The following is a 16,223-nucleotide window of genomic DNA, read 5'->3' as shown; positions in this document are numbered from 1 at the left end:
GTCAGATCGTCCTCTCCAGCACGACGAGGGAACGGTCCGGCACCCGGATGGTGCCGCCCGCGCTGATCACCGTGGCGTCGTCCGGCTCGGGTTCGGCGGTGCTGATCACCCGTTCCCACTTCTGGCCGTACTCGCTGCCGGGCATGACGAAGTCCAGCGGCGCGTCGTGGGCGTTGAAGCAGAGCAGGAACGACGCGTCGTGGTGCTTCTGGCCGTACTGGCCGCGCTCGCGGATGCCCTCGCCGTTGACGAAGAGCGCCACCGAGCGGCCGAAGTCGTTGCCCCAGTCCTCCCCGGTCATCTCCCGCCCGTCCGGCGTGTACCAGGCCAGGTCGGGCAGCGGCTCGTCGATGCCGCGCCCGTTCACCGGCAGCCCGGTGAAGAACCGGCGGCGGCGGAACACCTGGTGTCGTTTGCGGAACGCGGTGAGCGTGCGGACGAAGTCCAGCAACTGCTCGTCGGCGTTGTCCCAGTCGACCCAGGCCAGCTCGCTGTCCTGGCAGTAGACGTTGTTGTTGCCGCGCTGGGTGCGGCCCAGCTCGTCACCGTGGCCGATCATCGGCACGCCCTGCGACAGCATCAGGGTGGCCAGGAAGTTGCGCCGCTGCTTGGCCCGCAGCGCGAGGACCGCCTCGTCGTCGGTGTCGCCCTCGACGCCGCAGTTCCAGGACCGGTTGTGGCTCTCGCCGTCGCGATTTTCCTCGCCGTTGGCCTCGTTGTGCTTGTCGTTGTAGGACACCAGGTCGTTGAGGGTGAACCCGTCGTGCACGGTGACGAAGTTGATGCTGTGGAACGGTCGGCGGCCGTCGTCCTGGTAGAGGTCGGCGGAGCCGGAGATCCGGGACGCGAACTCGGCGAGGGTGGCCGGCTCGCCGCGCCAGAAGTCGCGCACCGTGTCGCGGTACTTGCCGTTCCACTCCGTCCACAGCGGCGGGAAGTTGCCGACCTGGTAGCCGCCGGGGCCGACGTCCCACGGTTCGGCGATCAGCTTCACCTGGCTGACCACCGGGTCCTGCTGCACCACCTCGAAGAAGGTGGAGAGCCGGTCCACCTCGTAGAACTCGCGGGCCAGGGTGGCGGCCAGGTCGAACCGGAAGCCATCGACGTGCATCTCGGTCACCCAGTAGCGCAGCGAATCCATGATCAGTTGCAGCGAGTGCGGGCTGCGCACGTTGAGGCTGTTGCCGGTGCCGGTGTAGTCGACGAAGTAGCGGCGGTCCTCCTCGCTGAGCCGGTAGTAGCTCGGGGCGTCCACGCCCTTGAAGCTCAGCGTCGGCCCGAGGTGGTTGCCCTCGGCGGTGTGGTTGTAGACCACGTCGAGGATGACCTCGATGCCGGCGGCGTGCAGGGCCTTCACCATGCCCCGGAACTCCTGCACCTGCTGGCCGAGCCGGCCCAGCGCCGAGTAGCCGTGGTGCGGGGCGAAGAAGCCGATGGTGTTGTAACCCCAGTAGTTGCGCAGCCCCAGGTCGGCGAGGCGGTTGTCGTGGATGAACTGGTGCACCGGCATCAGCTCGATCGCGGTCACCCCGAGCCGGGTCAGGTAGTCGATCATCGGCGGGGAGGCGATGCCCGCGTACGTGCCGCGCAGCTCCTCCGGGATGTCCGGGTGGCGCATGGTCAGCCCGCGCACGTGCGCCTCGTAGATCACCGAGTGGTGGTAAGGGGTGCGCGGCGGCTTGTCGTTGCCCCAGTCGAAGTACGGGTTGACCACCACCGACTTCGGCATGAACGGCGCCGAGTCGGCCTCCGACATCCGCTCCGGCTCGTCCAGGTCGTAGTCGTAGACCGCCGGGTCCCACTCCACGTCACCGTCGATGGCCTTGGCGTACGGGTCGAGCAGCAGCTTGTGCGGGTTGCAGCGCAGCCCGTTCGCCGGGTCGTACGGGCCGTACACCCGGTAGCCGTAGCGCTGGCCCGGCTCGATGCCCGGCAGGTACGCGTGCCACACGTAGGCGTCCACCTCGCGCAGCTCGACGCGGCGCTCCGCGCCGGTGTCCCACTCGTCGAAGAGGCACAGCTCGATCCGCTCGGCCACCTCGGAGAAGATGGCGAAGTTGGTGCCCATCCCGTCGTAGGTGGCGCCCAGGGGGTACCGCTCGCCCGGCCAGACCTGCATGTCGCTCCTTAGACCATGGTTATGTGCGCACCGGCCGAGATCGCCCGCGCGCACGCAGGTAGTGCCCCCGGCCCGGACGCGCCAATCCATCCTTTCAGGCGATGGGCGAAAACCGCCCGTCTGATGCGCGCTACACCACTCGGGTGTCCTCCGTCACGATGACCCTTTTCGAGGTGCGTTCTTGGTCCCGATGGACTTTCCTTGACCGGGGGCAAGCGTCCGCGCGTGCCCACCAGGCCCTCGGCCACTCCTTACACCTCTCGCTCCGCCGCCACTGACGCCGGCGCGCACCACCATGCATGGACGGAGATTGATGTGACACTGCGGGTCGACGAGCAGCTCGCTGCCACCAAGGACCGGGCCCACCGGCCCACAGTGACCTCCCGGCCCCCCGCGCAGTCCGGTCCCACCGCGCAGCCCGGCACGCCCGTGCCGGCGCAGTCCGGCCCCGGGGTGCCCCCGCAGACCCGCCGCATCCTCATGCTGTCCTGGGAGTACCCGCCGGTGCTCGTCGGCGGTCTCGGTCGACACGTGCACGCCCTCTCCGTCGCCCTCGCCGCCGCCGGCCACGAGGTCACCGTCGTCACCCGCCACTCCGAGGGCGCACCCCTGGAGGAGTACGCCGAGGGTGTGCGCATCCTGCGCGCCCCCGAGGACCCGGTGGCCTTCCCGCTCGCCACCGGCTCGCTGCTGGCCTGGACGATGGCCTTCAACCACACCCTCACCCGCACCGCGCTGCGCGCCACCCAGGCCGGCTCGTACGACGTCATCCACGCCCACGACTGGCTCGTCGCGCACACCGCGATGACGTTGCGCGACCACCTGGACATCCCGCTGGTCAGCACGATCCACGCCACCGAGGCCGGTCGGCACCAGGGCTGGCTGCCGGAGGAGATGAACCGCACCATCCACGGCGTCGAGCAGTGGCTCAGCAGCGAGTCCAACCGGGTGATCGTCTGCTCCGGCTACATGCGCGACGAGGTGAACGCGCTGTTCGGCGTACCGGCCGGGCGGGTCGACGTGGTCGCCAACGGCGTGGAGCCGCACCGCTGGCGGGTGCCCGCGCGTGCCGTGGCCGCCGCCCGCGCCCGCTTCGCCGGAAACGGCCCGCTGGTCACCTTCGCCGGCCGCCTGGTGTACGAGAAGGGCGTCCAGCACCTGATCGCCGCGCTCCCCCGGCTGCGCGAGCGGCACCCCGGGCTGCGTGCCGTGATCGCCGGTGACGGCCCGTACCGCGCCGAGTTGGAGGCCGAGGTGCACCGCCGCGGCCTGGGCGGCATGGTCACCATGCCGGGCTTCCTGGGCGGCACCGACCTGCCGGCGCTGATGGCCGCGTCCGACTGCTTCGCCGTGCCGAGCATCTACGAGCCGTTCGGCATGGTGGCCCTGGAAGGCGCCGCGGCCGGCGCTCCCCTGGCCGTCGCCGCCACCGGTGGCCTCGGCGAGATCGTCGAGCCAGGCGTCACCGGGATGACCTTCCGCCCGCACGACCCGGACAGCCTCACCGACGCCGTGGACGCGCTGCTGTCGGACGCCGACCGTTCCCGCGTCATGGCCCGCCGCGCCCGCCGGATGGTCCACGACCAGTACGGCTGGGCCGCGATCGCCCAGCGCACCGCCGCCAGCTACGCCGCCGCCATCCACCACGACGCCGCGTTCACCGCCGAGCGCGCCGAGCAGCGGATGTCGCAGGGCCGGGCCCTCCCGGCGCTGCCCGAGGGCAACCTGCTCGCCGCCGCCGGCCTGCGCTGACCCTCACCGTCCGGCCCGGGCCCGGGCTGGGCTCGGTTGTTCGACTCGGCTTCCTGAAAGTCGGGGTGTCCTGGCACGAGGAACACCGCGCCTTCAAGGAACCCGAGTCGATCACGGGCGGGACGGGGCAGCTCAGAGCGCGGAAACGCGGCAGGCCGCCGACCCGGGAGGGGTCGACGGCCTGCTGGCGTAGCGAGGAGCGGGTCAGCGCTCGCCGAAGGGGACGTAGTCCCGCTCGGCAGAGCCGACGTAGACCTGCCGCGGACGGCCGATCTTGGTCTCCGGGTCGGAGATCATCTCGCGCCACTGAGCGATCCAGCCGGGGAGCCGGCCGAGCGCGAAGAGCACTGTGAACATCTTGGTCGGGAAACCCATGGCCTTGTAGATCAGGCCGGTGTAGAAGTCCACGTTCGGGTAGAGCCGACGGGAGACGAAGAAGTCGTCGGCGAGGGCGATCTCCTCCAGCTCCATGGCGATGTCCAGCAGCGGGTCCGGCTTGGCCATCCGGCCCAGCACGTCCTGCGCGGCCTTCTTGACGATCGCCGCCCGCGGGTCGTAGTTCTTGTAGACCCGGTGGCCGAAGCCCATCAGCTTGACGCCGTCCTGCTTGTCCTTGACCTTGCGGACGAAGGACCGGACGTCGCCGTCACCGGCGTGGATCTGCTGGAGCATCTCCAGCACCGCCTGGTTCGCGCCACCGTGCAGGGGGCCGAACAGCGCGTTCACGCCGGCCGAGACCGAGGCGAACAGGTTGGCGTTGCTGGAGCCGACCAGGCGGACGGTCGACGTGGAGCAGTTCTGCTCGTGGTCGGCGTGCAGGACGAAGAGCATGTCCAGCACCTTCGACATCACCGGGTCGACCTCGTACGGCTCCGCCGGCACGCCGAACGTCATCCGCAGCAGGTTGTCCACGTACCCCAGCGAGTTGTCCGGGTACAGCAGCGGCTGACCGATGGACTTCTTGTACGCGTACGACGCGATGGTGGGGACCTTCGCCATGAGCCGGACCGTGGAGATCTCCACGTGCTCGGAGTCGAACGGGTCCAGGCTGTCCTGGTAGAAGGTGGACAGGGCGCTCACCGCGGACGAGAGCACCGCCATCGGGTGGGCGTCCCGGGGGAAGCCGTCGAAGAAGCGGCGCATCTCCTCGTGCAGCAGCGAGTGCCGCCGAATCCACTCGGTGAACTCGGTCAGCTGCTGCTCGGTCGGCAGCTCACCGTAGATGAGCAGGTAGGAGACCTCCAGGAAGGAGGACTTCTCGGCCAGCTGCTCGATCGGGTACCCCCGGTAACGCAGGATGCCCGCGTCGCCGTCGATGTAGGTGATCGCGGATGAGGCAGCGGCGGTGTTGACGAAACCGGGGTCGTACGTGGTCATCCCGGTTTCCTTCAGCAGCTTGCTCACCCCGATACCGGCGGGGCCCTCGACCGCAGGATGCACCGGCATCGACAGCTGCCCACCGGGGTGATCGAGCTTGACTTCCGTCATGTGGTTCCTCGCTTCGCCGGCAGATCTACGTTGAATTGCCTTCGCTTCTACCGTAATTGCGGCTCGGGGGACAACGCCCGCCGTGGTTCGGCGGTGAGGTATGCGTCACCCGATTCCCGACCGGGCGGCCGGGAAACCCGGTATCCCGCCAGACGGGACCGGACCCCACCCACCCCGGAAGGCAGGTCACGACAGGGTGAGGCGTCGCAGCGTACCGTCCGTCGCGACCTGGAAGACGTCGAGCTGGTTGGTGCCGGCGTGGAACAGCTTGTCGTCGGCGAGCAGCGCGGCGAACCGGCGTCCGCCGGGGTCGGCCGGCACCACCGGGACGACGGCCCCGATGCGGCCGTTGACGGCGACGGCGAGGAGGGTGCCGTCCGGGATCCGGTCCGGGACGTCGCCCCAGACCAGTGCCGGGAGGGTGCCGGTGTCCGGGTCCGTGGCGGTGAACGCCGCCAGGTCGGCGACCCGGGCGCTGCCGGCGGCGGGGCCGGCGCGTACCTCGGTGCCGACCAGGGGGTGGGGGGTCGGCAGGGGTGGCGGGGCGGGCACGCCACCGGGGAAGGTGACCGGTTGGCCGGGGCGGTCGTAGAAGTGTTTCGTACCGTCGGTGCGGGGGGCTTGCCGGGCGGAGCGCCCGTCGACCCGCCAGGGCAACCGGACGCCGGCCTCGTCGGCCACGGTCGGCAGCAGGTCGACATGTTCCCAGTTGCGGTCGTCCACCCGGCCGGTCTGCTGCCGGGGTTCCTTGACGAACGTCGGCACCCAGGCGACCTCGCCGGCGGCGGCCTTGATGGCGTCCATGCCCCGGCCCTGCGCGCCGGCGCGGAAGCTGACCCCGTGGTCGGCGGTCACCACGACGAGGGCCTGGTCGTAGAGGCCGTTGGCGCGCAGCGTCCGCAGCGTCTCGCCGATCAGCCGGTCGGTGTAGCCGAGCTGGGCGAGGTGCCGCTGCCGGGCCAGGTCGACCCACCCGGCACCGTCGTTGGGCAGGTCCTCGGGGGCGTCGTAGCGCGCCCCGGACGGCAGGTACGCCCACGGTGAGTGCGGCATCAGCAGGTGCAGGAAGTGCAGGGTGGGCCGGGTCGACGGCTTCAGCCCGGCCAGAAAGCTGGTGAACCGGGCCGGTTGGTTGTCGTCCAGGCTGTCCCAGCGGAACTTCGGGTCCGCCGGCACCGGTTCGGCGGCGTCCAGGCCGGCTTCGGCGCGGGTCTGCTCGCGGTAGGAGTCCTCCGGGTCGACTGCGCTCTCCGTCGGCCCGGCGACCCGGCCGAGCAGCTTGCCGGTCTCCCGGACCAGCACGCCGAGCCCCTGCTCCGGGGTGACCGGCTGCTCGCAGCGACTGGGCGGGCAGAGCCGGGTGATGCTCTCCTCGGCGCGGATGTCGTACAGGCCGCCGAAGGCGGTGAAGATGTTGTCCGGGTACTGCGAGTAGTGCGGGGCTACCGGCTTGGCCGGGTAGCGGCCGGTGAGCATCGCCGGCAGCGCGTTGGGCGTCCACCCGCTGACCCCGGTGGAGTTGCGGTACCAGGTGGAGCCGCCGGCCAGCTCGGCGAAGTGCGGGTACCGCCCGGCGTCGATCTTCCCGTCCGCGCCGAGCAGGCTGACCAGTGGCAGCTCGTCGAGGATCAGCATGACCACCGGCGGATGCACGGCCGAGCCCTGCGCGGTGCCGGCCGCGCCGCCGTCGCCGCGCGGCAGGACCACCGCCGAGGTGGGCGAGGCGAGCAGGAAGAGCGCCACGAAGGCCACCGGCCCGGCGGCGGCCAGTCGCAGCACCCGGCCCGGCGCCCGCCACCGCCGGTGCGCGGCCGCGCCGGCGGCTCCGGCCAGCACGGCCACCAGCAGCAGCGGTACGCCCCGAAGTGGCGTGACGTGTCGGCCCACCTGCACGGCGAGAGCGGCGACCAGCAACCCGACCAGCCCGGTGTGGATGAGGGCGCGGGCGGTCCGGCCGGCCAGTCGGCTGAGCGCGCCGAGCAGCGCCACCGCGACTGTGGGGAGCACCGTCACCAGGGCGAGCAGCAGCAGGATCTGGGCCGGGTCGGCGCGGTGGAAGAGGAAGAAGTCGGGGCTGCGGCCCAGCACGTCCAACAGCGGCTGGGTGACCACGAGACCGACCAGCGCGACGACCTCCAGCAGCCGGCCCAGCTCACCTCGCCAGCCCCGGTCCCACCGTCCGGGGGCCGGCGGCGGCCGGCGGTGCGGGGCCGACGGGTCGACGGAGGCCGGTTCAGCCACCCATCACCGTCCGGTAGAGCGTGCGGGTACCCGAGGGCAGTTCCAGCCGGTCGGTGATCCGTCCCCGGGCGGCGAGCAACGTCTCGAAGGTGTCGCGTCGGTAGTCCGGGAAGAGACCGGCGGGCTTGTTGGCCAGCAGTCGGATCGCCATCGGGTCCTCCGGGTGGACGAACTCCACCACCACCGCGCCGCCCGGCGCGGTCAGCCCGGCCAGCCAGTCGATGACCTCCGGCAGGGGTACGTTGCGCCCGATCGCCAGATGGTGCACCACGGCCAGGGCGAGCACCACGTCGGCGGACGCCCGCTCGGCGAAGCCGGCCCGCTCGACGCCCCGCCAGCCGCCACCCGGCGAGGGGTCGGCCAGGTCCAGCACCAGCGGCAGGATGCGGCGCTGCCCCTCGGAGCGCAGCTGTCGGTACAGCTCGTCGACGACCGTGGGGTCCTGCTCGACGGCGACCACGTAGTCCGCGTGCCCGGCCGCCAGCCGGGAGTACCGGCCGTCGTTGGCGCCGAGGTCGAGCACCAGGCGGGGGCGGGTGCCGGCGGCGACCGCGGTGGCCACGAACTGCTCCTTCGCCACCCGGTCGCGGGCCGAGTAGCCGCAGGTGCGTTGGTAGTCCGACCAGTGGCTCTCGGGCGGGCGGCGGTCCAGCTTGCGGACCAGTTTCTCGATGCCGCGTACGGTGGCGACCAGCAGTTCCCGGGAGAAGCCGGCGGCCCGCAGTTGGTCGCGTACCTCGGTGGTGCTGGCGGCGGCGTTGCGTTGCTGCATCGCCCCGTGCAGGTGCAGGTGGGTCAGCACGCCGGGGCGCAGCCGGCGGGCGCCGTTGAACAGTGGCCGTAGCTCGTCGGCCTCGATGCCGTCGACCCGGGCGCGCAGCCACGGTTGGAAGTCGACGCCCAGGTGGGCGGTGAGCATCAGCGGGTAGAGCACGGTCTGGCAGAACTGCCGGTAGCCGGCCCACGGTTCGCCGTCGCGGACCGGCTCGAAGGAGCCGATGTCGATGAAGACCGGTTGGGCGCCGCGCCACTGGAGGTTGTACGCCGAGCCGTCCTTCGTGGTGAAACCCTCGCCGAGCGCGGCGGTCAGGATCTCCAGGTGCAGCAGGGCGGCGTCGCGCAGCATGCTGAACGACCACTCGTACGGGTGGGAGACGAACGGGATGCGCTCGTGGCGCAGGACGGCCGCCCACGGTGTTCCGGTCGCGGCCGGCACCAGGGTGGGCGGGGCGTCCTCGGTGGCGCAGACCTTGCGCGCGGCGACGAGCGCCGGGAAGAACGTGCTGCCGGTCAGTGCCCGCCAGTGCTCGGCGGCCTGGGGGTCCAGCCCGCGCAGCACCTCGTCGCCGACGTGGAAGACCCGGTTGGCGGGGTCGCGGAAGGAGGCCGGCTCGGGCCGTACCTCGGTGGGTGAGATCGCCATCGTCGGAGCTGGCCCGCTCAGCGCTGGTCGGTGGGTTGCCGGCGGAACCGGTCGACCAGCCGTCGCCAGTAGAGTTTCGCGGCGACCGCGGCGCCAGCCACCCCACCGACGACCGCCTGCACGATCAGGCTGCCGGACCCCGCGTCCAGGTAGGCCAGATGTTCCACCGATCGCTCCTTGCCTCGCCGCCTCGACACCGGCGTCCCAGGGCGTACACCGATGAGGCTTTTGACCCAGAAAGCCGGACTTGTCCCCCACCGTACGCCGGTGGTCGTCGCTGTCGCGGGCACATCGGCGTACTCCCAGCCGCACCACAGAATGCGGCCGGGACGGCCGGTCGCGCCGGTACGCTGCGGACGTGCGCTGGATGATCGTTGACGCGCCGCTGGACTCCTCCGGAGCCGGGCGCGGCGAGGAGCGGGCCCCGGCCGCGCTGCGCCGCGCCGGCCTGCGCGAGGCCCTCGCCGCCGACGACGACGGGCAGATCGACGAGACGCGGTTGCGCGACCCGAACCGCGACCCGGCCAGCGGGGTGATCGGCGCGGCGGGCCTGGTCCGGGCCGGCGGCGCCATCGCCGCGCGGATCGGCGCGTTGATCGCGGACGGCCACCGACCACTTGTGCTCGGCGGCGACTGCGCGATCCTGCCCGGCGTCTGCCGGGCCCTGCCCCCGGCGACCGACCTGTGGTTCGTCGACGCCCACCCGGACTTCCTCGACGGCACGACCTCACCGACCGGTGAGGCCGCCGACATGGATCTCTCGGTGGTCACCGGGTACGGCCCCGCCGCCGCCGTCGGCACCGACGGCGGCGCGCTGATCGAGCCGAGCCGCGTCCATCTGCTCGGGCACCGCCCGGCCACCGACGAGAGCAGCCGGGTCGAGGCGGCCCGGATCGACCCGGCGATCCGGCAGGTCAACGCCGCCGAGTTGCTACGCCGGGGCGCGGCGACGGTCGGCGCGGGTCTGGCCGCCGACGGGGACGGACCGGCCTGGCTGCACCTCGACCTGGACGTGGTTGACCCGCGCGACCTGCCGGCGGTGACCTACCCCGAGCCGGACGGGCCGCGCTGGGCGGATCTGATCGCGCTGGTCACGCCGTTGGCCCGCGCCGACCGGCTGCTCGGGATGAGCGTGACCGACCTGAACCCCGACGAGGACCCCGACGGGCGGCACACCCGACGCGTCGTCGAGGTCCTCACCGAGATGCTGGTCGGCTGACCGGTCAGCCGCCGGCCGTTCCCTGTCGCGCGGTTCGCTCCGCCCACGCGTGCAACGCGTCGCGGTCGCCAGCGCCATCGAGGTTCAGCGCCGCCTCGATCAACGCGAGGTGGGTGAAGGCCTGCGGGTAGTTGCCCAGCGCGGTGCCGTCGGCGTCGAGCTGTTCGGCGTACAGGCCGAGCGGCCCGGCGTACGCGCGGAGCTGGTCGAACAGCTCGGCGGCCTGCTCGCGTCGCCCGGCCAGGACCAGGGCGGAGACCAGCTCGAAGGAGCAGAGCAGGAACGCGCCCTCCTCGCCGGGCAACCCGTCGTCGGCCGTGTACCGGCGGATGAGCGCCGGGGCGATGGCGAGATCCCGCCGGATGCGGCCGATGGTGGCCACCACCAGCGGGTCGCCACCGGCGAGGAACCCGACCAGGGGCATCCGGAGCAACGACGCGTCGAGTTCGGTCGAGTCGTACGCCAGCACGAAGCTGCCGACGCCACGGTCGAACCCACGCTCAAGGACCTCGGCATGGACGGCGTCGCGTTCGCCGCGCCACCGCTCGATCGGTGCGTCGTGGTCCCCGACCAGGTCGGCGAGGCGGACACCCCGGTCGAGGCAGACCCAGGCCATCATCTTCGAGTTGACGTAGTGCCGCGGTGGCCCCCGGATCTCCCAGATGCCATGGTCCGGCTCTCGCCACCGGGCGGCCATGGTGTCGACGTGCCGGCGCAGCACCTGCCACTGCGTGCCGGTCAACTCTCCGGTGAGCTGCTGGTACGACAGCGCGGCGTCGAGCACGTGCCCGTACGTGTCGAACTGGAGCTGGTGGGCGGCCTCGTTGCCGATGCGCACCGGCCGCGAGCCGACGTACCCGTCGAGGTGATCGAGGATCTCCTCCTCGCGGGTCACCCCGTGGATCCCGACGAGTGGGCTGAGGACGTCGCCCACCCCGCCGCACGTGGTGAGCAGGAAGTGCAGGTAGCGACGGCCCTCCTCGGCGTGGCCCAACCGGAACAGGGCGAGCAGCAGCAACGCGGCGTCGCGGTGCCAGGTGTAGCGGTAGTCCCAGTTGCGGACCCCGCCGATCTCCTCGGGCAGCGAGGAGGTGGGCGCGGCGAGCAACGCGCCGGTCTCGTCGAAGGACAAGCCCCGCAGGACGGCGGCGCTGTGCCGCACCTGCTCGCGGCCGTGGCCGGTGTAGTCGGCGCGGTCCGACCACTCGCGCCAGGTACGGCGGGTCTCCTCCAGCAGGTCAGCGGGGTCGACCGCGTCGATGCGGTCCGGGCCGTAGCCGAGCAGCACGTCGACCGTCTGCCCCTCATGCAGCACCGCCTCGGCCCGTGCGGTCGCGCCGTCGACGCGGAACGGCAACTCCGAGACCAGCCGCAGCCCGGCGTCGCCGGCCACCCACTGATCGTCGTCGCGGTGCCACTCGGCCGGACGGGAGCCGTACCCCGGGCGCGGCGTCACCTCGGCACGCACCCGCACCGACCCGGCACGCACGTGTAGGCGGCGCACCAGCAGCTTGCCCGCGCGGAACGGCTGTGCGGCATCACCGGCCTGTACGGCGAGGAAGTCCTGACCGACTGCGCTGCCACCGGCGGCGCGGTACACGCTCTCCACGACCAGGGTGCCGGGCAGGTACCGGCGGACCGGCGCGGCGTCAGCGGCGACGGAGAGGGTGAACGCGCCACCGACGCGACGGTCCAGCAGCCGCGCGAAGACCGCGTCGCCGTCGAAGTGCGGCACACAGAACCAGTCGACCGTGCCGTCCGCGCCGATCAGCGCCCCGGTGTGGGTGTCGGAGAGGAACGCGTACGAGTCGATCGGCGGCGTGTTCGCGGAGCCGAAGGCCGGCACGCGGCTCCTTACCCGGCGGGCCGGCACGGAAACGCGACTACCGGTCGCGCCGACGGGTAGTCGGCCGGATGCGACAGTTCGTCAACTGGTCCGGCAGCCTTTCGTTCACCCCGCGGGAGCTCGCCGAGCCGGCGGACGAGGACGCGGTACGGGAGTTGGTGGTGCGGGCACGCCAGGACGGAAGGACGATCCGCCCGGTGGGCTCCGGCCACTCGTCGAGCCCACTTGCGCGCACCGACGACATCCTGCTCAGCGTGGATCGGCTCGCCGGAGTCATTACCGAGGACGCCGATCGGGCGCGGGTGTGGGCGGGCACCAAGCTCAAGGCCCTCGGTGAGGGGTTGTACGACGCCGGCCTGGCCATGGACAACCTCGGCGACGTGGACTACCAGTCGATCGCCGGCGCGACCGCCACCGGCACGCACGGCACCGGCATCGGTTTCGGCAACCTGTGCACCCAGGTGACCGGCGTTCGCCTGGTCAGCGGCACCGGCGAGGTTCTCGACATCTCGGCCGACGACAACGCGGACCTGTTGCCGGCGGCCCGGCTGTCGCTGGGCGCTCTCGGAGTGGTCACCCAGGTCACCCTGGACGTGCAACCGCACTACGAGTTGCACCGCCGGGCGTGGTGCGCGCACATCGACTGGACCCTCGACCACCTGGCCGAATTGCAGCACACCAACCGCAACATGGACTTCTACTGGTACCCGCGCAGCGACGAGACCCAGATCCGCACCTTGAACCGTACCGACGGGGGCTCCGACGTGCGGGTGTGGGCCGCGCCGCGGGTGCCGGATTCCGGCCCGTGGGGCGCACCCCACGAGATCCGGTCCGGTCCAATCCACCGCACCATCCCGCAGGAGCGGGACCTGCGGTTCGAGGAGATCGAGTACATGCTGCCGTCGGAGGCGTTCCCCGCCTGCTTCGCCGAGGTCCGGCGGCGGATCCTGCAACGGCACCGCACTGTCGTCGGCTGGCGGGTACTGGTACGCAGCATCGCCGCCGACGACATCTGGTTGAGCAACGCGTACGGCCGGCCGACCACCACCATCGCCTGCCTCCAGAACACCTCGCTGCCGTACGAGGACTACTTCCGGGACATGGAGGCGGTCTTCCGGCAGTACGGTGGCCGGCCGCACTGGGGCAAGAAGCACTGGTTGACCGCCGGTGACCTGCGGCCCCTCTATCCGCGCTGGGACGACTTCCGGGAAGCCCGCCGCCGACTCGACCCGGACGGGGTGTTCCTCAGCCCCGACCTCGCCCGGCTGCTGGAGGAGAGCCGATGACCGAGATCGGCGCCCGCGTGTGGGTCGTGCCGGGCGGGCACATCCCGTTCCCCAGCAACGGCCCCGAACCGGCCTTCACCAGCTTCGATCAGCTGTGCGTCCTCAACGCCACCGGCACCCGCGCCGACGCCGAGCTGCACCTCTACTACGAGGACACCGAGCCGGTCGGCCCGTACGCCATCACCGTCGACGCCCACCGGGTACGACATGTTCGGCTGAACGACCTGATCGACCCGGAAGCGGTGCGGCTCGACCGACCGTACGGCTGTCTGTTGCGCTCCACGGTGCCGGTGGTGGTGCAGTTCCTGCGCCAGGACACCCGGCTGCCGGGGGTCGTCGCTCTCGCCGCTGCCATGGCGTACCCGGCGTAACCGTTCGGCGCAGGTTCGCTCGTGGGCCGGGCCGGGTACCCCCCGCCATGAAACCAACGGCCGGGGCGACCGGGGCGCGAACGGCGGCGGGCACCCTGCGGGCTCGCGTCGCGCGGGCCGGCCGGCAGAGCGGCCAGCGGATCCGGCTCTACCTGGTCGTGGCGCTCCAGGCCGGCCTGGCCGCCGCCCTGGCCTGGCTGGTGGCCCGCGAGTTGCTCGGTAACCCGGAGCCGACCTTCGCGCCGGCCGCGGCGGTCGGCGTCATCGCGGCGTCGCTGGGCAAACGTGCTCCCCGCGCACTGGAACTGGTCGTCGGGGTGGTGCTCGGCATCGGCGTGGGTGACCTGCTGATCAGCCTGTTCGGTACCGGCCCGTGGCAGACCGGTGTGATCGTTTTCCTGGCGATCGCGGCGTCGGTGCTGGTACGCGGCACCGGCGCACTGATGACCCAGGCCGGTGGTACCGCCGTGCTCGTCGCCACGCTGACCCCGACCGCGCCGGACCTGGAATTGCCCCGAACTGTCAACGCGCTGGTCGGCGGGGTGGCGGGATTGTTCGTGATGCTCGTCCTGCTGCCCCTGAACCCGATGCGGATGGTGCGCCGCTCCGCCGAGCCCGCCCTGGACCTGTTCGCCCGGGAGATGACCGCCTCCGCGCAGGCGCTGGCCGAGGCGGACTGGGACCGCGCGCGGGCGGTGTTGGACCGGATGCGCGACGCCGACCCGCAACTGCGACAGCTCGTCGCCGTGACGACCGCCGCCGACGAGGTGGTTCGGCTCTCCCCGGTGCGCTGGCGACGACGCCGGGCGATCGCCGCGTACCGGCGCGGGGTGACGCACATGGAACGGGCCTTCCGCAACAGCCGGGGTCTGGTGCGCCGGATCGGCACCGCCCTGCGCGACGAGGAACCGGTGCCGGCGGCCCTGCCCGCGGCGGTGGAGCACCTCGGCGAGTCGGTCCGGCTGCTGCACCGGGAGTTCGTCGCCGGGCAGGAACCGGTGCAGGCCCGGGAGCGGGTGCTGCACGCGGTCCGGGAGGCGGGCGTGGCGTGCCGGCAGGACCTGGGCTTCTCCGGGACGATAGTGGTCTCCCAGCTGCGCACCGCCGCCAACGACCTCCTGCGGGCCACCGGCGTGCCCCGGGACGAGGCACGCCGGCTGGTCCGCGAGGCCGCCGCCGGCTGACCGGTGACTCTCAGGTACGGCGGTGGTGCATGCCCAGGCGCAGCAGCACGAAGCGCAGCACCGTGGCGGCCAGGTTCGCGGCCACCAGCACGGCCAGCTCCACCGGACGGGCCGGTACGGCGGAGACGACGTGCAGCGCAGCCAACGCGCCACTGGTCAACGTCAGACCGAGGGCGAAGGCCAGCAACCCCTGCGCGTGGTGCCGGGCGGCGTGCCGGCGTCCGCTGATGCCGAACGTCAGCCGCCGGTTCGCGGCCGTGTTCGCCACCGCGGTCGCCAGCAGCGCCAACAGGTTCGCCGGCTGCGCGCCGAGCAGACCCCGGGTGGACACGAACAGCAGCAGGTACGCGAGCGTGCTCGCCACCCCCACCGCCGCGAACCGGACCAGCTGCCGGGGCAACCCGACCGGCACCCGCCCCGGCAGCGCCTGACCGGGCAGCACCTGACTGGGCCGCGCCTGACTGGGCCGCGCCTGACCGGGCTGTGCGCGCGGTGCGGTGAGCGGCGCCCGGCCGAGCTGTGCGCGCAGGTCGGCCAGGGGCAGCGCGCCGGTCAGCAGCGCCCGGCCCAGCCGGCCCACGCCGCGCAGGTCGGCCAGGGCGGTGGCGACGATGTCGACGCGGCTGTCCGGGTCGTCGACCCAGTCCACCGGCACCTCGTGGATGCGCAGCCCGGCCCGCTGGGCGAGGACCAGCAGCTCGGTGTCGAAGAACCAGCCGGTGTCCCGCACCAACGGCAGCAGCTCCGCGGCCACGTCGGCGCGGATCGCCTTGAACCCGCACTGCGCGTCGGAGAACCGCGCCGCCAACGCCCCGCGCAGCAGCAGGTTGTAGGCGCGGGAGATCACCTCCCGCTTGGTGCCGCGCACCACCCGGGAGGTACGCGCCAGCCGGGTGCCGATCGCCAGGTCCGAGTGGCCGGAGATGAGGGGCGCGACCAGCGGCAGCAACGCCGCCAGGTCGGTGGAGAGGTCCACGTCCATGTACGCCAGCACCGGCGCGGACGACGCCGACCAGGCGGCGGAGAGTGCCCTCCCCCGCCCCTTGGCGTCCAGGTGCAGCACCTCGACGCCGGGCAGCTCACCGGCGAGGCCGTCGGCCACCTTCAGGGTGTCGTCGACGCTGGCGTTGTCGGCGATGGTGATCTGGAACGGGTACGGGAAGTGCGCGCTCAGGTGGTCGTGCAGTCGCCGTACACACGGCCCGAGGTCGACCTCCTCGTTGTAGACAGGGATCACCACGTCCAGCACGGCGGCGGTGGGTCGGGCCCGGATGGCGGCCCGTGGCCCGCCCAG

12 protein-coding genes are annotated in these 16,223 nt (G+C 72.3%); 5 read left to right on the top strand and 7 right to left on the bottom strand.

Features of this window, described 5'->3' with window-relative positions; translation table 11 throughout:
- Position 1: 1 nt before the first annotated feature.
- On the bottom strand, positions 2–2,119 hold the full coding sequence (glgX, locus tag GA0070561_RS30100) for a glycogen debranching protein GlgX (RefSeq protein WP_091408201.1): 2,118 nt from the start codon (positions 2,117–2,119) through the stop codon (positions 2–4).
- 480 nt (positions 2,120–2,599) lie between these two features.
- On the opposite strand from glgX, the gene GA0070561_RS30095 reads away from it, so the two are divergent.
- A complete protein-coding gene (locus GA0070561_RS30095) occupies positions 2,600–3,871 on the top strand; it encodes a glycosyltransferase family 4 protein (RefSeq protein ID WP_244166509.1) in 1,272 nt (423 codons plus the stop codon).
- A 204-nt stretch (positions 3,872–4,075) separates the two neighbouring features.
- Here the strand turns inward: GA0070561_RS30095 and GA0070561_RS30090 are convergent, their stop codons facing one another.
- The 4 genes from GA0070561_RS30090 to GA0070561_RS33850 form a co-directional block, all read right to left on the bottom strand.
- Complete coding sequence (locus GA0070561_RS30090) at positions 4,076–5,359, bottom strand: citrate synthase (protein WP_091408199.1); 1,284 nt, start codon at positions 5,357–5,359, stop codon at positions 4,076–4,078.
- Between the two features lie 186 nt (positions 5,360–5,545).
- The gene (locus tag GA0070561_RS30085) at positions 5,546–7,600 is read right to left on the bottom strand and encodes a sulfatase-like hydrolase/transferase (RefSeq protein WP_091408196.1); all 2,055 of its coding nucleotides are present in this window, start codon (positions 7,598–7,600) and stop codon (positions 5,546–5,548) included.
- The gene (locus GA0070561_RS30080) at positions 7,593–9,023 is read right to left on the bottom strand and encodes a class I SAM-dependent methyltransferase (RefSeq protein ID WP_091408194.1); all 1,431 of its coding nucleotides are present in this window, start codon (positions 9,021–9,023) and stop codon (positions 7,593–7,595) included. The genes GA0070561_RS30085 and GA0070561_RS30080 overlap by 8 nt, the downstream gene beginning before the upstream one ends.
- Before the next feature lie 17 nt (positions 9,024–9,040).
- Positions 9,041–9,190, bottom strand: a complete 150-nt coding sequence (locus GA0070561_RS33850) for a hypothetical protein (protein ID WP_165947858.1) — start codon at positions 9,188–9,190, stop codon at positions 9,041–9,043.
- A 200-nt stretch (positions 9,191–9,390) separates the two neighbouring features.
- On the opposite strand from GA0070561_RS33850, the gene GA0070561_RS30075 reads away from it, so the two are divergent.
- Positions 9,391–10,242, top strand: coding sequence for an arginase family protein (locus GA0070561_RS30075; protein WP_091408192.1), 852 nt, complete (start codon positions 9,391–9,393; stop codon positions 10,240–10,242).
- A gap of 4 nt (positions 10,243–10,246) precedes the next feature.
- Here GA0070561_RS30075 and GA0070561_RS30070 read toward each other — a convergent pair whose 3' ends face one another.
- A complete protein-coding gene (locus GA0070561_RS30070) occupies positions 10,247–12,088 on the bottom strand; it encodes a glycoside hydrolase family 15 protein (RefSeq protein ID WP_208603884.1) in 1,842 nt (613 codons plus the stop codon).
- A gap of 68 nt (positions 12,089–12,156) precedes the next feature.
- On the opposite strand from GA0070561_RS30070, the gene GA0070561_RS30065 reads away from it, so the two are divergent.
- Genes GA0070561_RS30065 through GA0070561_RS30055 form a run of 3 tightly spaced genes read left to right on the top strand, consistent with a single transcriptional unit; the run spans position 12,157 to position 14,929 of the window.
- On the top strand, positions 12,157–13,374 hold the full coding sequence (locus tag GA0070561_RS30065) for a D-arabinono-1,4-lactone oxidase (protein ID WP_091408189.1): 1,218 nt from the start codon (positions 12,157–12,159) through the stop codon (positions 13,372–13,374).
- Positions 13,371–13,745 (top strand): sensory rhodopsin transducer, encoded by a 375-nt coding sequence (locus GA0070561_RS30060; protein WP_091408187.1) that lies wholly within the window; start codon positions 13,371–13,373, stop codon positions 13,743–13,745. The genes GA0070561_RS30065 and GA0070561_RS30060 overlap by 4 nt, the downstream gene beginning before the upstream one ends.
- Before the next feature lie 47 nt (positions 13,746–13,792).
- Complete coding sequence (locus GA0070561_RS30055) at positions 13,793–14,929, top strand: FUSC family protein (RefSeq protein WP_091408185.1); 1,137 nt, start codon at positions 13,793–13,795, stop codon at positions 14,927–14,929.
- 10 nt (positions 14,930–14,939) lie between these two features.
- On the opposite strand, the gene GA0070561_RS30050 is transcribed toward GA0070561_RS30055, so the two are convergent.
- The gene (locus GA0070561_RS30050; RefSeq protein WP_425255919.1) at positions 14,940–16,223 is read right to left on the bottom strand and encodes a glycosyltransferase; all 1,284 of its coding nucleotides are present in this window, start codon (positions 16,221–16,223) and stop codon (positions 14,940–14,942) included.

Origin of the sequence: Micromonospora saelicesensis (genome assembly GCF_900091575.1) — a bacterium.
GTDB classification, from domain to species: Bacteria; Actinomycetota; Actinomycetes; order Mycobacteriales; family Micromonosporaceae; genus Micromonospora; species Micromonospora saelicesensis.
This window is presented reverse-complemented; position numbering and strand designations above follow the sequence as displayed.

Excerpts from the sequence above, each read along its gene's own strand:
- GA0070561_RS30075 (WP_091408192.1), top strand. The coding sequence starts at position 9,391 with ATGATCGTTGACGCGCCGCTGGACTCCTCCGGAGCCGGGCGCGGCGAG.
- GA0070561_RS30065 (WP_091408189.1), top strand. The coding sequence starts at position 12,157 with ATGCGACAGTTCGTCAACTGGTCCGGCAGCCTTTCGTTCACCCCGCGG.
- GA0070561_RS30060 (WP_091408187.1), top strand. The coding sequence starts at position 13,371 with ATGACCGAGATCGGCGCCCGCGTGTGGGTCGTGCCGGGCGGGCACATC.
- GA0070561_RS30095 (WP_244166509.1), top strand. The coding sequence starts at position 2,600 with ATGCTGTCCTGGGAGTACCCGCCGGTGCTCGTCGGCGGTCTCGGTCGA.
- GA0070561_RS30055 (WP_091408185.1), top strand. The coding sequence starts at position 13,793 with ATGAAACCAACGGCCGGGGCGACCGGGGCGCGAACGGCGGCGGGCACC.
- glgX (WP_091408201.1), bottom strand. The coding sequence starts at position 2,119 with ATGCAGGTCTGGCCGGGCGAGCGGTACCCCCTGGGCGCCACCTACGAC.
- GA0070561_RS30080 (WP_091408194.1), bottom strand. The coding sequence starts at position 9,023 with ATGGCGATCTCACCCACCGAGGTACGGCCCGAGCCGGCCTCCTTCCGC.
- GA0070561_RS30090 (WP_091408199.1), bottom strand. The coding sequence starts at position 5,359 with ATGACGGAAGTCAAGCTCGATCACCCCGGTGGGCAGCTGTCGATGCCG.